This window comes from Selenomonas timonae (assembly GCF_014250475.1).
Taxonomy (GTDB): domain Bacteria; phylum Bacillota; class Negativicutes; order Selenomonadales; family Selenomonadaceae; genus Centipeda; species Centipeda timonae.
On sequence record NZ_CP060204.1, the window covers coordinates 2,188,677 to 2,207,829 of the forward strand.

Genomic DNA, 19,153 nt, shown 5'->3' on the forward strand with positions numbered 1-19,153 from the left:
TTCCTCCTCTCATGCCGTCAGCGGAAGTGAATGCGCGCCGCTTCAAGCGTATCCCCTGCGATCTGCACCGCACCGTTTGCCACGCGGTACTCCACGGGGATCGGGTTACAGCCGCCGGGAAGGCCGATCGTCGCCTTGTTCATGACGACATCGCAGAGGCGGCAGACGATCTGTCCGTCGCGCTCGAAATACCCCGTCGGTCCGCAGATCTCACACGCATCAAGCCCCACGCCGAACGCAGAGCCGCCCTTCTGTACGATGATGACACGCACCTCCGTCCCATCTGAGGCACGGAAGGCATAACGATGGAGATGTCCGTCCGAAACCTCCTCGAGCGGAATCTGCACAAGACCGTCCTCCGCCTTGACTGCAACGGCAGGGACAAGCTGTTCCTTCTTGTTCGCATACCAACCGCCGACGCTCGATATGAGGATTGTCAGGACGAGCATTGCAAGCAGCCCCGATCCCCAGCGCTTGCGCCGAATCGCACGGGCGAGCAGCTGACGGTACTGCGCGGGATTTGCCCAAGCGGGACGCTCGGGACGCGGCTGCAGAAAGAGCGTGACAGGCACGAGAATCGAAACGAAGTAAATCGCATAGATGATCTTGTTCTGATTGTCGATGAACGATGCCATGAAAGAAATGAGACTTTCTGCACCAAACACCTGCCGCGCCATCATAACCGTCATGACAAATATGACCTGCTGCACGGCAGTCGCCGCCATCTGCACAGTAAAGACGAAAACGAGACGCCCGTGGTTGAGGGCAGCTGCCGCATGGTACGCCAGATACCCAGAGAGGAAGCCGAGAAAGATGCCGCCGAAAAAGCCGAGCATCTTCACAAAGAAGATGAGTGTGAAATAATCTCCCATCGCAACCTGAACCGTAGCAACGGGGATCAGCCAAAGCTCCAACCCGTGATAGAGGAAGATGCCAAGCGCAAGAGCCCCTGTTCCGAGGCGGAAGACGCGCTCCTCCTTTGAGGTCCATTCGCGATGCAGGCTGCGCAGGAGGATCGTACAGAGAACGAGCGCGCCCACGAGATCGACACCGATTGCCATGCTCTCGAAAATCTCGCGGTTGACTGCGGACTTTGTACCGACACGCACGGCAGTCATAAAGAGCGAGAGGAAAAAGCCCCATTTCAAAACGCGCACAAACGTATGGCGAATGCTTTGATTCGGCAGGGGCAGAATGATTGCAAGCAGAATACCGAGCGGCACGGCGAGCTTGATGCTCTCTTCGAGCGCCGGCACCAATTGTTGTAGAAACGCCTGTAACATTGTAATAACCCTTTCCTACTAGAAAAGCCGCCGTCCCCGAAGGACGGCAGCCATTCTAATTCCGGCAGGACAATCTGCGGCACAGGAATCCCACGCCGTCATCGTCCGGGAGTTGCTGAAATTACCACTTACGCGGAACGTAGTTGAACACCCAGCTCATCTTGACCGGCTCGGTCCAGAAATGACCCGGAACGCCCGTCTCCTTATCGGTGTGGAGCATGTAGTTCTGGCGTGCAGGGCTGTCGATCGAGAATTCGCAGTCATAGGTGCCCGCGCCAAGCATCTTGACATTCGCGCCGTAGTGCGGACCGTCGTCTGCGCTCATCGGCATGAACACACCCTCGAGGCTCTCGCCCGTCTCACGCTTCGTGAACTTGTAGTGCACCGTCAGATAGGGAATCCACTCACCAACACCAAAGCCGCACTCGTTGCCCTCGGTTGCATGGATATCCGTCTCGATGTGGATATCCGCCTGATCCGCCGGGAGGCTCATGCCGGCAGGCTCCATCGTAACCGGCTGGAAGTACACGAGCGCAACCTTGAAGTGGTTCGTCGTATTCTCAATCTCGTCGCCGATCGGGAACTCCTCGAATGCAGCTTCGCTGACATTCGCATTGATCGCAAACGTGGAGAATGCGATGGCGCCAACTGCGAGCGCCTTCTTGAGCATGCTGAGACCGGATTTCTTCATGGGATAATCCTCCTTAAAAAAGATGAAACACTGCTCCCTCTTGCGGGGAAAACTCACGCCTCTGCCGCAGCAGAGCGCTTTCTATATGATACCATCGCGACCGCCGCTGCAATCAGCAAAAGCTGCGGCACAATGGTTTCATAGGTGGGATAAAGCCCGAGCAAGTCGATGCTCGGCACGGGAACCGCCTCGATGACCGAGGTGGAGATCACATCGGCCTCCTGCAGTTCCTTGAGTCCGCCGCCAAGGAACGTAACGGCGAGAATGAACATGAACGCGCTCGTCACCTTGAAGAACGGACCGATCGGGATGCGCAGTGCACCGCGCTGCATGAGGAAGAAGATCAGGGCAAGCGCAGCACAAGCAGCGACAAAGCCGCCCCAAATCATATCGACATCGCCGATGGCGTTGTTGAAAAGTGCCTGATAGAAGAGAATGACCTCTGCACCCTCACGATAGACGGCAAGGAATACGGCAAAACCGAGCGCTCGTGATTTCCCCGTCGAGAGTGTCAGCTTCACCTGCTTGTCAATGTAGGATTTCCACGCCTTCGCGTTGGACTTGCCGCCCATCCATGCAGATGTACCGAGGAGGACAAGCACGGCGAAGAGTGCCGTACAGCCCTCGATGATCTCACGTCCGGAGCCCGTCGTCGCCGTATTATCAAGAACTTCAACGAAGAGATAAGCCGAGATAAAGCTTGCAATAACGCCTGCAATCGCCCAGTTATAGACCGTGGAGAGTTCCTTCTCGTGTCCGGCACGCCCAAGGTAGGCGATGATACCGACGAGCACGAGGATCGCCTCAACGCCTTCACGCAGAAGAATCAGAAACGCCTGCAGGAACATGCCCCAGCCGCCCGACTGCACGCCCGCTGTCTCGAGGGTTGTCACTTCTGCCTGAACCATATCGAGAAGTTTTTTTCCCTCGGCTTCTACCTCAGACTGCGGTGCACCCGCGCGGATCGCCTTTTTCAGTGTGTAGAACTGGTACTCCGTGAGGTTCGCACTCTTGGAGGAGATCCCACTGCGCACAGCACTCTCCAGACCGTCCTTTTCATAGATGCCGTAGTAGATATCATTGACGGCATCCTTTGCCCCCTCCGCATTGCCTGATTGGTAGATCGTGTAGACATTATTCATCTCAGCGGCAATGTGGTCGTGGATCTGCTGCCACGTCTGCGCAGCATTTGTGGATGCTGCAGGCAGGAGCAGAAAGAGCGCCATAATGAATACAATGAGTTTTCTCATGGGATTACTTATTCCTCTCCTTCTTCCGGCACATGCACATTATTTGATATTGCGTGCAGGCTTCATGTTAAAGTAAACAGGACACTGCATATCGGATTCCATCGGCTGCCCGTTCATATCCTTCGCGGGCTCGAATTTCCACTGCTTCTCGACAATGCGCCGTGCCATCCGATCATAGAGCGCATTTCCGGAGGAGACCTGGATGCGGGTGCTGATGACCTTGCCGTCCGTACCGATGCGTGCCGAGACGGCAATGCGGCCTTTGAACTGAACGACACCATAGGGCGGCTGCTCCGCATGCAGAATCTTGCCGGGCTGACCGATCTGCTTCCCCTCGCCGGATCGAAGAACCTTAGGCTCCTCCTTTTCCGGCGTTTCCTCGACTTCCTTCATAATCTCCGTGATGGCTTCCTCCGGAACCTCCGCCTCGACCACGGCCGGTTCTTCTTCGACCTGCTCGGGTTCAGGCGGGGGCGGAGGGGGCGGAGGAGGCTCCTCCGCCTGCTCCTCCTCGGGAGGCCCTGGATCATCCGCGAGTTCGACCCACTCCATCGGCTCCTCCTGCGGAGGTGCTTCAAGTGCTTTGAAGACGTGCGGAATGAGAATTGTCAGAAAGAGCCACGCAATGATGTGAAAGAAGAACGCGAGGACAAAGGCGAGACGCCAGTGTGTCTGATACTGCACTCAGACCCCTCCCGTCTCCGTCGCGATGGACACATGGCGCGTCCCCGCTTCCTTGAGCGCATCAAAGACGGTGACGACGAACTGGTAGTCCGCCTTGCGGTCGCCGCGCACGACAAAGACCGTATCGGGATCATCTTCGAGCTGCGTCTTGACCCGCGCCGTAAGTTCCCGCGTTGGCTCCTCATCGCGGTCAAAGAGAACCTTGCCGTCCTCCGTCACCGTAATGGATACGATGTGCGGGCGCGTGTCCTGCTGTGCACTCGCCGCTTGTGGGAGACTGACCTGCACTGTGCTCGCATTCACCATATACATCGTACTGAGCATGAAGAAAACGAGCAGAAAGAGCATAATGTCGATCATCGGGATAATCATGACGAGCGGCTCACGCACATCATGAAAATTACGACGCATGAGAATGCCCTCCATCATTCGCGGCGAACCCCGCGAGCAGGGTATTCATCGTCTTTTCGAGCAGTGTCAGCATCATGTCCATGCGCTGTGCGAAGTAGGTGTGCACAACAAGTGCAAAGATCGCGACAAGAAGTCCCGTCGCCGTTGCAATCAGTGCCTCTCCGATGCCGCCCGTAATTGCCATCGGCTGCCCTGCCTGCAGGTTGAACACGCTGAAGGACTGGATCATACCCGAGATCGTGCCCAAGAGACCGAGCAGCGGTGCAAGCGTGACAATCGTTGAAAGATAGTTGAGACGTGCACGCAGAAGCATTGCCGCCTCACCGTAGACCGCCTCAAGCGTCATGGGAACATCCTCCCCTGCCGCACGCGCATCGACCGCACTCTGTATGAGATGGGCAACCATGTTGTCCTTGCCCTTCACAGCAGGTGCGACCTCATCCAGCTTCTTCTTGCGAAGCGCGGCGGCAACATCCGCTTCAAGCGCACGTGCCCCCTGCGATGCACGACGATAGAGCAAAAAACGGTCGATAGCAATCGCTGCCACCGTGAGCGAGCACAGGAGCAGCAGGTACATTACCGGTCCGCCTTTTTCAAAGAGTTCAGCACTGGTCAAAAAGAACACCTTCCTTGTCAAACGTATGAAAACGCGTATAATTCTTCTATAAGTTCGTGGTATATCCGTCGATAATGATATCCCTTACGAAATTTGAATCGATACTAAGTATAGCTCTGTAGAGACCGATTGTCAATACACCTTTTTTAATGAAGTCATCATTAACGAACTTCATTCATGTATTTCTTTGTAAGTTTTTCTCAACTCTTGAAAGTGCGGCAGTGCACGCTCGATCATCTCCGTACGCACGCAGTACGCCGCACGGAAATATCCTGGACAGCCGAAGTCCGCGCCCGGCACAAGGAGCAGATCGAACTCACGTGCGCGTGCACAGAACGCCACATCGTCCTCTTCGAGTGCCTTTGGAAAGAGATAGAACGCCCCCTGCGGGCGCATACATTCAAACCCAGCTGCCGTCAGCCCTTCGTAGAGCAGCTTTGCATTATGTGCGTATGTACTCAGATCAGCAGCCTTTCCCGCACAGCGTGCAATGACAAGCTGCCAGAGCGAAGGCGCATTGACATGTGTAAGGACACGCGCTGCACCTGCCATTGCACCGTAGACGCGTGCAAAATCCGCAGCGGTATCCGGGACGACGATATAGCCGATGCGCTCGCCCGGCAGGGAAAAGGACTTGCTGTAGGAGTAGCAGACAATCGTGTTGTCATAGTAGAGAGGAATGCACGGAACGCTCAGGCCATCGTAGACAATCTCACGATAGGGCTCGTCCGCGATGATAAAAATCGGGTGTCCATACGTCTGCTCCTTTGTACGCAGGAGTTCCGCAAGCCGCCGAATGGTCTCCTCGCTGTAGACTGCACCGCTCGGATTATTCGGCGAATTTATGATAACGGCTTTCGTGTGCGGCGTGATTGCCGTCTCAAGTGCGGCAAAGTCAATCTGAAAATTGTCAGTCTTTGCGGGCACGATGACAAGCCGCCCTCCACACGCCTCGACAAAGACACGATACTCGGGGAAGAACGGCGCAATCGTGACAAATTCATCTCCCGTTTCCGTCAATGCCTTGAATGCGATTGTCACGGATGCCGCCGCCCCCGCCGTAAGAAAAAGATTTTTCCCTGTGACTTCCAAACCAAATCTTTTTTTGATGTCGGCCGCAAGGATCTCGCGTACCTGCGGTTTTCCGGGCGCAATCGTGTAGCCGTGCACCTCCGTCGGGTCACTGTGCGTCAGGATGTCCACCGCCGCGTCCCGAATGAAGTCTGGGGTCGGCACACTCGGATTGCCGAGGCTGAAGTCAAAGACATTCTCCGCGCCGACCTCCGACGCACGCTTCTGCCCATATTCAAAGATCGTGCGAATCGTGGATTTCTTCGTTCCGAGTTCGTACATCTCTTGCGAAACCATACCTGTACTCCCTTTCCTAAAAGAAATTATGTCCCTGCCGCCATCTGACGGCAGGGACATGCAGTATTTACAAGCCCTCACGCATTCCGCAGAAATACGTCGTAGCCCTTCTTCATCTCGTAGATGTCAACCTTGCTCGTGACCTCCCATGGCGCGTGCATACTCATGACAGCGACGCCGTTGTCGATCACATCCATGCCGTAGCGCGCCATTATGTAGGCAATCGTACCGCCGCCACCGAGGTCGACGCGCCCAAGTTCCGCAAGCTGATAGCTGACGCCATTTTCGTCCATCATGCGGCGCAGCTCGCCGAGGTACTCTGCACTCGCATCGCTCGATCCGGACTTGCCGCGTGCACCCGTGAATTTGTTGAACACCATGCCGCGCCCGAGATATGCGACATTTTTCTTCTCGAACGCATCCGCATAGAGCCCGTCGTACGCGCTCGACACATCCGAGGAGAGCATCTTTGAGCGTGCAAGGGTGCGGCGCAGGGCGATCTCCGTATACTGCCCGCAGGCAGAGAGCACCTCTGCGACCATGTTCTCAAAGAAGCGTGACTGCATCCCCGTCGCGCCGACGCTTCCGATCTCCTCCTTATCCACGAGAAGGCAGCACGCCGTACGCTTTACCGCTTCCGTCTCGAGCATAGAGCAAAGTGCAGTATAGGAGCAGACGCGGTCATCCTGCCCGTAGCCGAGCACCATGCTGCGGTCAAAGCCGAGCTCGCGTGCACGTCCCGCCGGAACGAGCGTCAGCTCCGCCGAGTTGAAGTCCTCCTCGGCAATGTCATAATGCTCTTTGAGGAGCGCGAGAATCCCGTCCTTGACGGATTCCTTGTCGTCTTTTTTCAGCGGATAACCGCCGATGAGCACATCCAGCTTCTCGCCCTCGATGACCTTTGATGCCTTTTTCTCAAGCTGTTCCTGCGAGAGATGTACGAGGAGGTCCGTCACGCAGAAGACGGGGTCGTCCGCCTTCTCCCCGATGGTGATCTCGACAACCGTGCCGTCTTTCTTCACGACGACACCGTGGAGTGCAAGCGGGATCGTCACCCACTGATACTTCTTGATACCGCCGTAGTAGTGCGTGTCAAAATACGCCAGACCATTGTCCTCATACAGAGGGTTCTGCTTCACATCGAGGCGGCAGGTGTCGATGTGCGCGCCGAGGATGTTCATGCCGTGCTCCATCGGCTCTGCCCCGATATGGAAGAGTACGATCGCCTTCTTCATGTTGACCGCGTAGACCTTGTCCCCCGCCGCAAGTGTCTCCCCATTCGCGATGACATCCGCAAGGTCACGGTAGCCTGCTGCGCGTGCGCGGCGCACTGCCTTCGTCACGCTCTCGCGCTCCGTCTTGCAGTCCGAGAGGAAGTCAATGTAGCCGTGTGCAAGTACATCGACTGCGGCACGTTCCTCCATTGTGTATTTCAACCAGACCGAGGTCTTCTTATCGTCACTCATATGTATTCCTTTCATATATCCCACGCCTCGTGCAAAATCTGCACGAATTCATCTTTTGATGCCGCGCGATTGAATCGCTCGCGCAGCTCTGCACTGCCTTTCAGACCGCGCGTGTACCATGCCGCATGCTTTCGCATCTCGCGGATGCCAACATATTCGCCTTTATAGCCGACGAGGAGATCGAGATGCCGCAGGATGACCTGTGCACGCTCCGCGAGAGTCGGCGGGGGCAGTTCCTTCCTCGTGTGCAGCCAGTGAATGAGCTGCGGGAAAATCCACGGATTCCCCTGCGCGCCGCGTCCGATCATCACCGCATCTGCACCTGTGATGTCGAGTGCATGCGCAAGATCGGCAGGACGGCGGATGTCACCGCTCACAATCACGGGAATATTGACGGCACGCTTCACCTCGGCGATCGCCGCATAGTCCGCATTGCCGCTGTAGAACTGCTCACGCGTACGCCCGTGCACGGCAACGGCATCGACACCGACCGCCTCTGCCATCCGTGCAATTTCCACAGCGTTGCGCGAGGTATCATCCCAGCCAAGCCGCATTTTTACCGTGAACGGCAGCTTCGTTGCGCGGCGAATCGCGGTTAATATCTCCTCCGCCTTTTTCGGCTCGCGCATGAGCGCCGAGCCCTCGCCATTCTTCACAACCTTTGGCGCGGGACATCCCATGTTGAAGTCCAGAATGTCCGCCGTCCCGATCTCCTCGATGTAGGCGGCAGCCTCCGCCGCCATCGCCGCAGATTTGGCAAAAATCTGCATCGCAATCGGACGCTCGCCCTCCTCCGTACGGAGCATCTTCATCGTGTGTTCGTTGCGGTAGTGGATGCCCTGACTGCTCACCATCTCTGCAAACGCGAGCGGGCAGCCCATATCGTGTACGATCACGCGGTATGCCGTGTCCGTCACCCCTGCCATCGGTGCGAGAAAGACGGGATCATCGAACGTGAACGCTCCTATTTTCATCGGATTCACGGCTGATTTCGCTCATAGAGAACACGCAGCCCCGTGAGCGTCAGGAAGTGATCGACCTTGTCGATCGTCTGCGATTCCTTTGCTACCATGCGTGCAAAGCCGCCCGTCGCGACCACCTTCATCTCCATCGCAAGCTCCGCCTTGATGCGTCGGACGATCTCGTCGATCTGCCCGACGTAGCCGTAGATGATGCCCGCCTGCATGCCTTGGATCGTACTGCGGCAGACCACTGTTTTCGGCGGCACGAGTTCGATGCGCGGCAGCTGCGCCGCACGCTGAAAGAGAGCCTCTGCGCTCGAGCCAAGCCCCGGCGCGATCACACCGCCAAGGAAGTCCCCATTTTCCGCCACAATGTCGAATGTCGTCGCCGTCCCGATGTCGATGACAATGAGCGGCCCGCCGAACTGCTCGTGTGCGCCGATGACATTTACAATGCGGTCAGCACCGATGGCGCGCGGATTTTCGTAGTTCAGACGTATACCGGTTCGTATGCCTGGCCCAACGATCAGCGGGCGGATGCGGAAGTAGCGCTCACACATCTTTCGCAGGGGAACGACAAGCGGCGGTACAACCGAGGAGATAATGATTGCCTTGATATCGGACATCTCAATGCCCTGATAACGAAACAATTCATTGAACAGAATACCGTATTCGTCGCCCGTCTTCTGCCGATCCGTCGAGATGCGCCAGTGCCGCAGAAGCCGCTTCCCTTCGTACGCGCCCATGACGATGTTGCTGTTGCCGATGTCCAGTACTAGCAGCAAGTTCTTTCCTCCGTACTATCAATTTTCTTTCGGAAATAAATTATCTTCGCGGGCGAATCGACACATCGCCCGCAAGCACGCGCCGCCGCCCCTCTGCCGTGTCGACAAGGAGCGCGCCCTCCGCATCAATGTCCGCCGCAACGCCCTCGAACTCCTCGCCCGCAGGGCCGATCACGCGCACCTCCTGCCCGAGTGTCACGGCATACTCCCGCCACGCCGCCAGCACAGGAGCAAAGCCCTCGCGCTGCACGCTCGCATAGAGATCATCGAGAGCGCGCAGCAGTTCCTGTAGGAACGCCACGCGCGGCAGCGGTGCGCCCTTCATCTGCATCAGCGACGTTGCTATCGCGCGCAGCTCTGCGGGGAAATCCTCGGGTGCAATGTTCACATTGATGCCGATGCCGATCACGACATAGTTCACGCGATCCATCTCCGCACTCATCTCTGTGAGGATGCCGACCAGCTTGCGCCCGTCGTGCAGGATGTCATTCGGCCACTTGATCTCGGCACGCAGCCCGAACGCCTCCATCGCACGCGCGACGGCGACAGCCGCCATCAGCGTACACTTCGGCGCATCCTGCGGCAGGAATGTCGGACGCAGGAGAATGCTCACCCAGATGCCCTTGCCGGGCGGCGAGAAAAACGCGCGCTCCATGCGCCCACGCCCTGTCCCCTGACTGTCGGCAACGACCACCGTGCCGTCCTCCGCACCCTCGCGTGCAAGGTTTTTCAGCACGAGATTCGTTGAGTCCACCGCATCGTAACAGATGACCTTCCGACCGACGAGCGCCGTCTTCAGATCCTGCGAAATCTCCGTCTCGATCAGGCGGTCAGGGGCGGAGCGCAGGACGTAGCCGCTGCGCGGCGCGCTCGATATATCATAGCCCGCATCGCGCAGAGCTGCGATCTTCTTCCATACGGCTGCGCGCGTCACACCGAGCCGCTCCGCCATCTTCTCGCCTGAGATATAGCCGCCCGCCGCCCGCAGGAGTTCCAGCACATCCCTGCTCATCATATCCCTCCACAAAATCATAGAGCCGTCATCCGCCCTATTATAGCGCAGATAACGACTCCATGCCACAAAAAAATCTAAAATGGACTTCCACATCCTACGCGCGCCGTGCGCGCACATACCATTGATATGCATCCAGATCCTCGGGATTCACGTCAATCATATGAAGAGAAAGAATCTCTTCTCGAAACGCCTCCCACGAATCACCAAGTGTCACCGATCTTGGTCGTATGTCATCGATGACAAGATCGGCTTCCTCAAACATCTTGACAATCTCAGATTTTGTAAAGAAACGCAAATGCGTACGGTCAAGCAGCCCCATGTCCTCATACGTCCAAGAACCGCTCAGCATATTATAGAGATTGGTGATATGAGCCACGTTCGGGATACTCGCGATGATCGAACCGCCCGGCACGAGCAGTTCGCGCATATTGCGAACCGCCGTCCACGGATCTAACAGATGCTCAATCACATCCCCCATGATGATGTAATCAAAACGCTCCGGAATCTCTGCAGGGTCAAGATTCTCTACATTCATAGAGAGAATCTTCGCAAATGGTGCTGCGATTGCAGCGGCTCTCTCATTGAGTTCGACGCCATACAGCAATGCCGTTGGGTTTCGTGCTCCAATCTCCCTTAGCGTCGCCCCGCAGGCACAACCGATTTCGAGAACTCGCACCCCCTCACGTGTCAGATCTGCCATCGGCAGAATATCCAGACGTACGTAAAAGGAATAATCGAGAGAAAGCCCCTGTTTCGAATAAAAAAGTGAGCGCTCACGCTGACGCAGCAGGTCGTACTCCTCCATCTCCTGGGCATGGATACTATCATTATGGTGCACATATATGCTTGGTATCGCAGCGATGCCGTCCCCCGCACGCGTCATTCGTATGGTATAATCATATGACGCAAGGGCAGGCACCGAATATTCCTCATCAAGAAGTCCTGCTCTCTCAAGTACATCGCGGCGCACCATGAGTGCAAACAGCTCCGCGATGATCATAGGAAATCTCTTGTTTCCGGCTCGCGCTCGAACATCCTCTGCGACCGCTTCAAAAGCATCCAAGGAGTGATAGTCTGTTTCTGGAAGGTATTGTTCCCACTCATACGTACGTGGAGCAACGGCACACACCGCCCCCGTCCTGGGATCACTAATCAGTACATCCAACATATCCTCTGCAGTGTGCTGTGCGAGCAAGACATCTGCATGAAGAAATAGAACAACTTCTCCAACAGACGCGCGGATTCCCATATTTACGGCATGCGAAAAACCATGATGCTCCTCACTGCGAAGGACACGAACGTCATCCCCTGCCACAGAAACTGCAACACGCTCATTGTCCGATGAGCCGTCGTCAACAATGATTACCTCATATGGCAAGCGCACACTTCTCCGTATTGTCAAAAGGCACTGATTAAGCTGCCTATTCATGTTGTAAACAGGGATAATAATGCTTAGCTTTGCCACGTCAAAAACCTCTTATTTTCCATAGAAAATTACACCCACAGCTTCCATGGCGCTCTCCCGGACGCCCATCGTTCTTCCAATCGATACTTGTCACGCTGGGTATCCATGCACTGCCAAAAGCCCGTATGCTTGTATGCGTGAAGCCCGCCGCTCCGCGCGATCGTCTCAAGCGGCTCCGTCTCAAAGACACAATCATCATCATCACGCAGATAGTCGAATACCGCCGGCTCTACCACCATAAAGCCGCCGTTGATCCAACCGCCGTCCTCCTTCGCCTTTTCGACGAAGCGGCTAACCTCATTCGTATCGGATGCAATATCCAACACGCCGAACCTGCCCCCGGGCTGGATGGCAGTCATTGTCACGATCGTCTGCCCCGTCTTTGCACGGTGCGCTGCAAGGAGGGCATTCAGATCAACATCACTCACACCGTCGCCGTACGTCAGCATGAACGCCTCGTCTCCAATGTATTTTTGTACGCGCTTGATACGGCACCCCGTCTGGGCATGCAGCCCCGTATCGACGAGCGTCACCTTCCACGGCTCGGATACATTGTTGTGTACAGTCATCGCATTTCCCATCGTAAAGTCGAAGGTCACATCCGATGTGTGCAGATAGTAGTCGGCAAAGTATTCCTTTATCATATAGCCCTTGTATCCAAGACAGATGATAAACTCATGAAATCCATAATACGAATAGATCTTCATGATATGCCAAAGGATCGGCTTCCCACCAATTTCGATCATGGGCTTCGGTCTGAGCGCCGATTCCTCGCTGATCCGCGTACCGAGTCCGCCTGCCAAGATAACAACCTTCATATGCCTGCTCCCTTCGACATCATGTCACGCATTGATAACAGCTCTCCCCTACATCAGTTCCTTATGGTTTCGCTCCCATCCCGGCAAAATCCTGCCTCCGCGCCACGGAATCATGATTTCCCGTTCTCGATAGGAACGCGCACCCCAGTCAACGAGCATCTTCTCCCCGCGCAGTTCTTCATAGCGACGAATGAGTTCGCGCAGTGTCACGGCTGTTCCTGAGGATACGACATAATCGCCGCAGAGTTCATAGTGCCCGTCCGCAAGGTAGTTTCCTGCAAGCAGGAAGGCGCGCGCTGCATCCTCCGCATGGACAAAGTCCACCCGCTGCTCCCCCGAGGATAGAGCCAAGCGCCGCCCCTCTGCGGCAAGTTGCGGCAGAACCGCGAGCAACTTGTTGCGTCGATCATCCTCTCCATATGTATCGAACAGCGTCAGACTGATCGTCTGCAATCCCCGCGCCGCCGTATAGAATTTAACGATTGCATCAAATGCTTCTTTGGTCGCCGCATACAAATTCGCCGGCTCATAGGCATCCCCATTGTAATGCTGCCACGAGGAGCGTGCATAAACGAGTCGGCGAACATTGTTCACGTCCATCGCCTCGAGTAGCTTCGTTCCAAAAGCAACATTACTCGCAATCAGCCTATCAATCTCTTCATATGTGTGAACTGTCGTATAGTATGTAGCAAGATGAAAGACCACATCCGGAGCGGCATCCTGTACAATTTCCGGCAGCTTCATACGATCAGCATTGTAAAATTGTATATTTTCGCGCAGCTCCACAGGGAGTACATTGACCTGTGAGGACGCGCGCACGATGGCGGTGACCTGCCAGCCGTCCTCCAAGAGGCAACGAGCAACATATCCCCCCAGAAATCCCGTCACACCTGTAATCAGTGCCCTACGCTTCATCTATGCTACTCCTCTCCAAAGCCATCCTATCAGTCGCCGCAGAAATACTCCCGCCATCTCTGCAGCTGCTCATCTGCAGGAAATACACGGCAGAAATGCGGCAACGAGCTCTTGCTCTGTTCCCTGAGAATCGGCGGCAACGTCTGTGCTGCCACCCTTTCTCTAAAAATCACACGCAGGTCATTGGGCAACCCATGCAGAAAGAATTCATGCGGCGTATACCCAAGCGCCCCCCGAAAGTCATAGCGGCGCGGCGCTTCGTTCAGGATTGCATCGTAGATCTCATGCAGCTGCGCTGTCGTGCGTTCCACGGAAAAATTCTGCAGAATCCGCTGCCGCGCAGCCTTTCCCAGACGGCGGCGCTTCGCAGGAGTGGCAAAGAGCTCCTCCAGCACACGCCGATAGCCCTCTGCATCCTGTACGCGCAGCCCCGTCTCATCCTGCACGACGAGATACTGTTCCGCACATTGATCGAGAACGACGACGGGCAGCTCCGCCGCCATCGCCTCGAGCAGAGCGTTCTCCGTCGTGCCGAAATGCGTTGGGTTCAGTAGATAGCCGAATACATCCATCTGCGCGAGTTCCGCGCTCACATCGCTCACATAATCGACGAAGCGGAATTGCTCCTCGATACCGTATGCCCATGCCTCAGCACGAATCGCCGCCGCATTTGTCATATCACCCACGAGCACGAATTCGATGCCGGGGATATGTGACACGCGCGCGCAGTACGCCACAAAGTCAGGATGCAGCTTCGCATAGGACTGCGTGCCGACATAGCCGACGACGAAGCGACCGTCATGCACGCGTTCCGTATGCGGTTGGATCGCCGCAAAACCACCCGAGCTGTGCACAACTGACGTATTTTCACGCGCCCAGCGACGCTCTGCCGCGCTCCAATAGGGATTATCCAGCGAATAGGGCGACGTAAAGATAAATCTCTGCGGCACACGCAGGAACGTCGGAGGAATATACGGATAATAGCAGCCTGAGACGTGCGCCCAGAGTGTCAAATGCATCTCAATCTGCGGAAAGTCCGCGAGAAATGCTGCCATCTGTGGATGATGCCACCACTCTATCTGAACGACATCGACAGCACGCATGGCGGACTCTATTGTGGGCACATCCGCTCCACAGATGATCTCCACGCCATCCGCACGACAGGCGTCGATAAAGTTCATCTTCTCGGGCTGCTCCAGCAGCAGGATGCGGTGGCGATAGCGCGTCCCCTTCCGCGCCGCATGGGCGGCGACACCCGACAGCACCTTGCCGACACCGCCGCCCATATGCGTTGTAATATGCAGTACTTCGCGCATAATAGACTCCTTTAGTCGAACGGGCTGACGAAATCGGAGAGCGCGGGAAACCCCATATCACGCTCCGAGATGACGGGGTTCTCTATATCCCACGGAATCCCCGCCGAATCCCAGCGAATTCCCGCGTCACAAGCGGGCGCATAGACGCTCGTCACCTGATACATCATGACGGCGTGTTCGCTGCGCGTGCAGAAACCGTGTGCCATACCGCGCGGGATATAGAGCATCGTCCCCTCTGCTGCGCGCAGTGAAATAAGTATGTGCTGGCCGTATGTCGGCGACGCACGTCTGAGATCCACAACCGCATCCAGCACCTCCCCCTCCGCGCAGTAAACAATCTTTTCATGATCCATCGGAGGAATCTGAAAGTGAAGCCCGCGCAGCACATTTCGGTGCGAAACGGAAAAATACGCCTCGGCAAAGACGGTCGGCAACCCCAGTTCTCGAAACGCATCGACGTGGAAGGTCTTGACAAACACACCGCGCCTGTCCTCCCGTACAATCGGGAGGATTTTCAGACACCCCCCCATCGGTGTCTCCTCTATCTCAAACACGGGATCACCTCCTCATATCGCAACAAGCGTACACAGACCGAGGGCGGACTCCACGGAGCGCCCCATGTACTGCTCGAACTCCGCCTTCATCGCAAAGAGCTGGTGCCAGCGCGGCAAACTCGTCTCGTCAATGCCATAGCGCAGCATAATGTCCATCATGCGCCGCTCGATTGCCACGATCCCCTCACCCGTCGCCATCGCATCACAGAGTTGAATCAGTCGGTCATACTTGGTGTATGTGCGCTCCTGCAAAAAAGAATCCAGAAAGGCATAGTCCTCCGACGTCAGATCCCAGCCGCCGTGGACCGCCGTGATCTCCTGCACAGGAAAGGAATGCGTCAAACAGATCTCCGCCGCCTCCGTATCTCCCTGCTCCAAAAGGAAGTGATAGCCGAGGATCACGTGATTCATGCCCATCTCGCCGAATCTGCGCCCGATGTCGTGAAGCACCCCGAACACAAAGGCGCGCTCCGCATCCAGCCCTTCAACGAGAGCCGCAATGCGCTCCGCCGCCGTTCCGACGGCAAGCGAGTGGACAATCCAGCCTCCGTCATTCAGCCGCCGCGCCTCATCCAGATACGCCATGGCACGATCTCTCGTGATCCTCACAAAACATCTTCCTTTCGGCAGTTCCTCCACGCGCTATAGCGCGTAGAGTACGGACTCCCCGCTCGTCACGCTGTGATGGCGGAAGAAAAAGCGGTAGCCGCTGTAAAACGAGCGGATGAGCAGAGGGATTCGGATATAGTCTTCGAGACTGTGATAGACGCAGATCGCAAGTTTCGGATGATGCGTCCGTATCGTCTCCTCTGCCCCAAGGAGCGCATTGTACTCCGCGCCCTCGATGTCCATCTTGATGAGCGTCGGTACCTCTGTCAGCACGCTGTCCAGCGGCATCGCCTGAATCCGCTCCCCCTGTGCCGCCCCGTGCGTCTCCAAACGTGACGCCGAGGGCGTCGCCTGATTGCCGCTGAACACAAGCTGCTGCTCCTCATTCCAGAGTGCATAAGGATAGAGCGCAACCTGCGGCAGTGCCGCGTACTTTTCGCAAAGCAGGCGATAGCTTGACGCATCCGGCTCGAAGGCACAGACGCGAACTTTCGGATTCATCGCAAGCGCTTTGTCGATCTCCTCACCGCCGCATACGCCGGCATCCACGAATATCTCATCGTCGACCAGCGTTGGAATGACGTCATTTGCAAAATATTGATTTGTCTTGGCGAGGGAGAAATCCAGCGGGCGTCCACACATCATGTTTTCAATCAGACGCGCGTATAAGCGGCGCGATTTCTCATCGGCGAACATCGCGCAGATCTCTTCAATCTCCGCCCTGTGTTCGGCATAGTAGGCAGCCGCATCCATCTGAACTGCGGAACATATCTGCGCCTTGACCGCCTGCTGTTCTAGCTGCGAGACAATCTGCAGCAGATTGATCCCCGTCGCCCCAATGATGATTGCAAACGGTTTTCCCGCCAGATAATGTGTATGGGCGGATTCAAATACGCACTCAGACGCATAGATGGGTATACCGTCTATCTGCATCCCCTGCATCTTTGCAGCATTGTCGCAGAAGCAGAGCGGCGCGTGCAGCAGCTTTCGATCGACACAGTATTTTTCGTAGAACGCCCGCGCTACGCGCCCCGTTCCCCAGAGTACATAGTCTGTATCGCGCAGACCTCCAAAGGTATCCGCATGGTCAGCATACAAGAGCCTCACCCTCCTCGATTGGCTGAATCAGATCCAATATATTGATGACTTCCTTTACATGCGGATACTCCGCACGAATCTGCTTCTCGATAGTCGTCACATAGGAGACAACAGGGATGACGACTGTATCAATCCCCAGCTCGTTCAGGATCGCGGGTGCGTGAATGACTTTCCCCTCAACGATACCGCCCTGCTTGATCCGAGAGTTGTCAATCAGATAGGCGTGCTCATTCTGCACGGCAGGGAGGTCGGGCAGCATATTGGCAAAGTAATCGTTGATCCCCCAGAACGCAACGCGCCCCTTCTCCGTGAGGAGATGCGCAACCGAATGCGATATGCAGTCCGTGACCTCATGCAGGATCGGCAGCTTGTGCTTCTTTCCGCAATCCTTACAGGTCAGAACATTGCGCGTAAAGAAGCGCACATTCTTCCATGTGTTCTCTATACCGCACGAGGTACAATCCCCTGTAAATCCGATGCGCTTCTCCTCGTAGTCCAGTGTGACCTCCCGAATCCTATCCGGAACGAGGAAGGCACGCTGCGGCAGCGTCATGATCTGCTCGGCGACCCAGTCCATCTCAGATTTTGACATCTTCGACAGGTTCACAACGGGGCAGCCGTCGCGAATAAACTGCACCTCGTCCTTGATGAGTCCCCGCTGCAGCGCCTGCTTGTAGAGCGGCGTACCGGGATATGCTGTGATGAAATTTAGCGTAATACCGTACTCCGGATGATCCTTCCACCAGTTCAGCGTCTTCGTCGCCGTCTCCAGTGTCTCCTCCACATCGCCAAAGATGAAGCCGCCCTGTATCGTAATGCCATAGTCATAGGTCAGCTTCAGTGCACGCTCCGTCTGCTCAAACTTGATCTTCTTGTTCATGCTCTCAAGGATGCGGTCGTCCGCACTCTCGAGACCAAAGCCCATCGTAACACAGTTCGCATCCTTCAATGCGCGGAGCATCTCCTCCGTCACATCCGAGACACGGAACTGCGCCCACCAGCGGATATTGTACGGCTTGATGCGGGCACAGAACTCGAGGACGCGCTTGAAATTATATGCGAAAAGCTCATCCGATACAAAGATGTACTTGATGCCGTATTTCTCTACAAGAATATCGAGTTCTCCAAAGAAATTATCCAATGAACGTTTTCGATAGTGACTGCCACTCGTGTGAAAGCAGAACGTGCACTGGAATGGGCAGGAACGGCTCGAAGTCATTGTAATCGCATGATCCTCATTGATTCCAAGCAAATTCGCCATATTACCGGCGATCCTGCCAAAGTCAAAACCATCATAGTCGGGGAACGGAATCGAATCCAGATCGCGCACTTCCTTGCGCGGCAAGGTGCGTCGATAACCGCGCTTGTATGGATTCGGGGTTTCGCGCAGCTCCTCTCCGAGGACACGAGGTGCAATGATGAGCCCGTTGACAGAGAGTGGATCGCCGCCCTTGGCAACAACCTTGCAAAGCTCTGGTGTGGTCTCCTCCCCCTCACCGATAATGCCATAGTCAGCAAACGCCAAGACCTCCATGCCTGCCTCGGGTGCACTCGTGATGATGCCGCCACCCGCAACGGTGACGATATTCGGATCATATTCCTTGGCCGCCTGCAGGATCTCCTTGATGGCATTGTACTGAAAGGACAGTCCCCCTGTGAGGAGCATCCCAATATCATATTTTTTTATATATGCCTGCACCGTATCGGCAACAGAACCCTCCTCGTGGTTCATGTTGAGTGTATACACACGCAGCCCCGCCGCCTTCATACAGGAAGAAACATAGGGAATCCCGAGTGGGAACTGATACCACTCGCCAACCTTATCGACGAAGCGCGGCATCACGAGC

At 55.9% G+C, this 19,153-nt stretch carries 19 protein-coding genes; all 19 read right to left on the reverse strand.

The genetic code is table 11. The features are described from left to right. Nucleotides 1–17: 17 nt before the first annotated feature. Nucleotides 18–1,283: a DUF2318 domain-containing protein gene (locus H1B31_RS10560; protein WP_185980287.1), complete on the reverse strand. Its 1,266-nt coding sequence runs from the start codon at nt 1,281–1,283 to the stop codon at nt 18–20. 121 nt (nt 1,284–1,404) lie between these two features. After that, nucleotides 1,405–1,974, reverse strand: a complete 570-nt coding sequence (locus H1B31_RS10565; RefSeq protein ID WP_185980288.1) for an iron transporter — start codon at nt 1,972–1,974, stop codon at nt 1,405–1,407. A 53-nt stretch (nt 1,975–2,027) separates the two neighbouring features. Beyond that, nucleotides 2,028–3,224 (reverse strand): FTR1 family iron permease, encoded by a 1,197-nt coding sequence (locus H1B31_RS10570; RefSeq protein WP_185980289.1) that lies wholly within the window; start codon nt 3,222–3,224, stop codon nt 2,028–2,030. Between the two features lie 39 nt (nt 3,225–3,263). Beyond that, complete coding sequence (locus tag H1B31_RS10575) at nt 3,264–3,908, reverse strand: energy transducer TonB (protein ID WP_185980290.1); 645 nt, start codon at nt 3,906–3,908, stop codon at nt 3,264–3,266. Continuing rightward, nucleotides 3,909–4,319, reverse strand: coding sequence for an ExbD/TolR family protein (locus H1B31_RS10580; protein ID WP_037347065.1), 411 nt, complete (start codon nt 4,317–4,319; stop codon nt 3,909–3,911). Further along, nucleotides 4,309–4,896 carry a MotA/TolQ/ExbB proton channel family protein gene (locus H1B31_RS10585; RefSeq protein WP_009656213.1) on the reverse strand — a complete coding sequence of 196 codons (588 nt, stop codon included), beginning with the start codon at nt 4,894–4,896 and terminating at the stop codon, nt 4,309–4,311. Before H1B31_RS10585 ends, H1B31_RS10580 begins: the two co-directional genes overlap by 11 nt. A gap of 210 nt (nt 4,897–5,106) precedes the next feature. Then, entirely contained in the window at nt 5,107–6,303 is a 1,197-nt protein-coding gene (locus H1B31_RS10590) for a pyridoxal phosphate-dependent aminotransferase (RefSeq protein WP_185980291.1), read from the reverse strand. A 77-nt stretch (nt 6,304–6,380) separates the two neighbouring features. Next, nucleotides 6,381–7,769 (reverse strand): aminopeptidase, encoded by a 1,389-nt coding sequence (locus H1B31_RS10595; RefSeq protein WP_185980292.1) that lies wholly within the window; start codon nt 7,767–7,769, stop codon nt 6,381–6,383. A gap of 11 nt (nt 7,770–7,780) precedes the next feature. Further along, nucleotides 7,781–8,743, reverse strand: a complete 963-nt coding sequence (dusB, locus tag H1B31_RS10600) for a tRNA dihydrouridine synthase DusB (RefSeq protein WP_185981289.1) — start codon at nt 8,741–8,743, stop codon at nt 7,781–7,783. A gap of 5 nt (nt 8,744–8,748) precedes the next feature. Next, nucleotides 8,749–9,516 (reverse strand): type III pantothenate kinase, encoded by a 768-nt coding sequence (locus H1B31_RS10605; RefSeq protein WP_009441819.1) that lies wholly within the window; start codon nt 9,514–9,516, stop codon nt 8,749–8,751. A 40-nt stretch (nt 9,517–9,556) separates the two neighbouring features. After that, nucleotides 9,557–10,528, reverse strand: a complete 972-nt coding sequence (locus H1B31_RS10610; protein WP_009656204.1) for a biotin--[acetyl-CoA-carboxylase] ligase — start codon at nt 10,526–10,528, stop codon at nt 9,557–9,559. Nucleotides 10,529–10,625: 97 nt separating this feature from the next. Further along, complete coding sequence (locus H1B31_RS10615; RefSeq protein ID WP_185980293.1) at nt 10,626–11,996, reverse strand: bifunctional glycosyltransferase/class I SAM-dependent methyltransferase; 1,371 nt, start codon at nt 11,994–11,996, stop codon at nt 10,626–10,628. Between the two features lie 29 nt (nt 11,997–12,025). Beyond that, entirely contained in the window at nt 12,026–12,814 is a 789-nt protein-coding gene (gene rfbF, locus H1B31_RS10620) for a glucose-1-phosphate cytidylyltransferase (protein WP_185980294.1), read from the reverse strand. A gap of 48 nt (nt 12,815–12,862) precedes the next feature. Next, the gene (locus H1B31_RS10625; RefSeq protein ID WP_185980295.1) at nt 12,863–13,729 is read right to left on the reverse strand and encodes an NAD-dependent epimerase/dehydratase family protein; all 867 of its coding nucleotides are present in this window, start codon (nt 13,727–13,729) and stop codon (nt 12,863–12,865) included. Between the two features lie 29 nt (nt 13,730–13,758). After that, a complete protein-coding gene (locus H1B31_RS10630) occupies nt 13,759–15,045 on the reverse strand; it encodes a glycosyltransferase family 4 protein (RefSeq protein ID WP_185980296.1) in 1,287 nt (428 codons plus the stop codon). Nucleotides 15,046–15,056: 11 nt separating this feature from the next. Continuing rightward, nucleotides 15,057–15,599 (reverse strand): dTDP-4-dehydrorhamnose 3,5-epimerase family protein, encoded by a 543-nt coding sequence (locus tag H1B31_RS10635; RefSeq protein WP_221933442.1) that lies wholly within the window; start codon nt 15,597–15,599, stop codon nt 15,057–15,059. Between the two features lie 12 nt (nt 15,600–15,611). Then, nucleotides 15,612–16,208 carry an HD domain-containing protein gene (locus H1B31_RS10640; RefSeq protein WP_226372106.1) on the reverse strand — a complete coding sequence of 199 codons (597 nt, stop codon included), beginning with the start codon at nt 16,206–16,208 and terminating at the stop codon, nt 15,612–15,614. Between the two features lie 33 nt (nt 16,209–16,241). Beyond that, on the reverse strand, nt 16,242–17,315 hold the full coding sequence (locus H1B31_RS10645; protein WP_226372107.1) for an FkbM family methyltransferase: 1,074 nt from the start codon (nt 17,313–17,315) through the stop codon (nt 16,242–16,244). Further along, nucleotides 17,296–19,146, reverse strand: a complete 1,851-nt coding sequence (locus H1B31_RS10650; protein ID WP_226372167.1) for a B12-binding domain-containing radical SAM protein — start codon at nt 19,144–19,146, stop codon at nt 17,296–17,298. Before H1B31_RS10650 ends, H1B31_RS10645 begins: the two co-directional genes overlap by 20 nt. Nucleotides 19,147–19,153 lie beyond the last annotated feature (7 nt).

What these genes read in the sequence shown, in the direction of transcription:
- H1B31_RS10560 (WP_185980287.1), bottom strand. Translation starts at nt 1,283, where the DNA reads ATGTTACAGGCGTTTCTACAACAATTGGTGCCGGCGCTCGAAGAGAGC.
- H1B31_RS10565 (WP_185980288.1), bottom strand. Translation starts at nt 1,974, where the DNA reads ATGAAGAAATCCGGTCTCAGCATGCTCAAGAAGGCGCTCGCAGTTGGC.
- H1B31_RS10570 (WP_185980289.1), bottom strand. Translation starts at nt 3,224, where the DNA reads ATGAGAAAACTCATTGTATTCATTATGGCGCTCTTTCTGCTCCTGCCT.
- H1B31_RS10580 (WP_037347065.1), bottom strand. Translation starts at nt 4,319, where the DNA reads ATGCGTCGTAATTTTCATGATGTGCGTGAGCCGCTCGTCATGATTATC.
- H1B31_RS10585 (WP_009656213.1), bottom strand. Translation starts at nt 4,896, where the DNA reads ATGTACCTGCTGCTCCTGTGCTCGCTCACGGTGGCAGCGATTGCTATC.
- H1B31_RS10590 (WP_185980291.1), bottom strand. Translation starts at nt 6,303, where the DNA reads ATGGTTTCGCAAGAGATGTACGAACTCGGAACGAAGAAATCCACGATT.
- H1B31_RS10595 (WP_185980292.1), bottom strand. Translation starts at nt 7,769, where the DNA reads ATGAGTGACGATAAGAAGACCTCGGTCTGGTTGAAATACACAATGGAG.
- dusB (WP_185981289.1), bottom strand. Translation starts at nt 8,743, where the DNA reads ATGAAAATAGGAGCGTTCACGTTCGATGATCCCGTCTTTCTCGCACCG.
- H1B31_RS10610 (WP_009656204.1), bottom strand. Translation starts at nt 10,528, where the DNA reads ATGAGCAGGGATGTGCTGGAACTCCTGCGGGCGGCGGGCGGCTATATC.
- rfbF (WP_185980294.1), bottom strand. Translation starts at nt 12,814, where the DNA reads ATGAAGGTTGTTATCTTGGCAGGCGGACTCGGTACGCGGATCAGCGAG.
- H1B31_RS10625 (WP_185980295.1), bottom strand. Translation starts at nt 13,729, where the DNA reads ATGAAGCGTAGGGCACTGATTACAGGTGTGACGGGATTTCTGGGGGGA.
- H1B31_RS10630 (WP_185980296.1), bottom strand. Translation starts at nt 15,045, where the DNA reads ATGCGCGAAGTACTGCATATTACAACGCATATGGGCGGCGGTGTCGGC.
- H1B31_RS10650 (WP_226372167.1), bottom strand. Translation starts at nt 19,146, where the DNA reads ATGCCGCGCTTCGTCGATAAGGTTGGCGAGTGGTATCAGTTCCCACTC.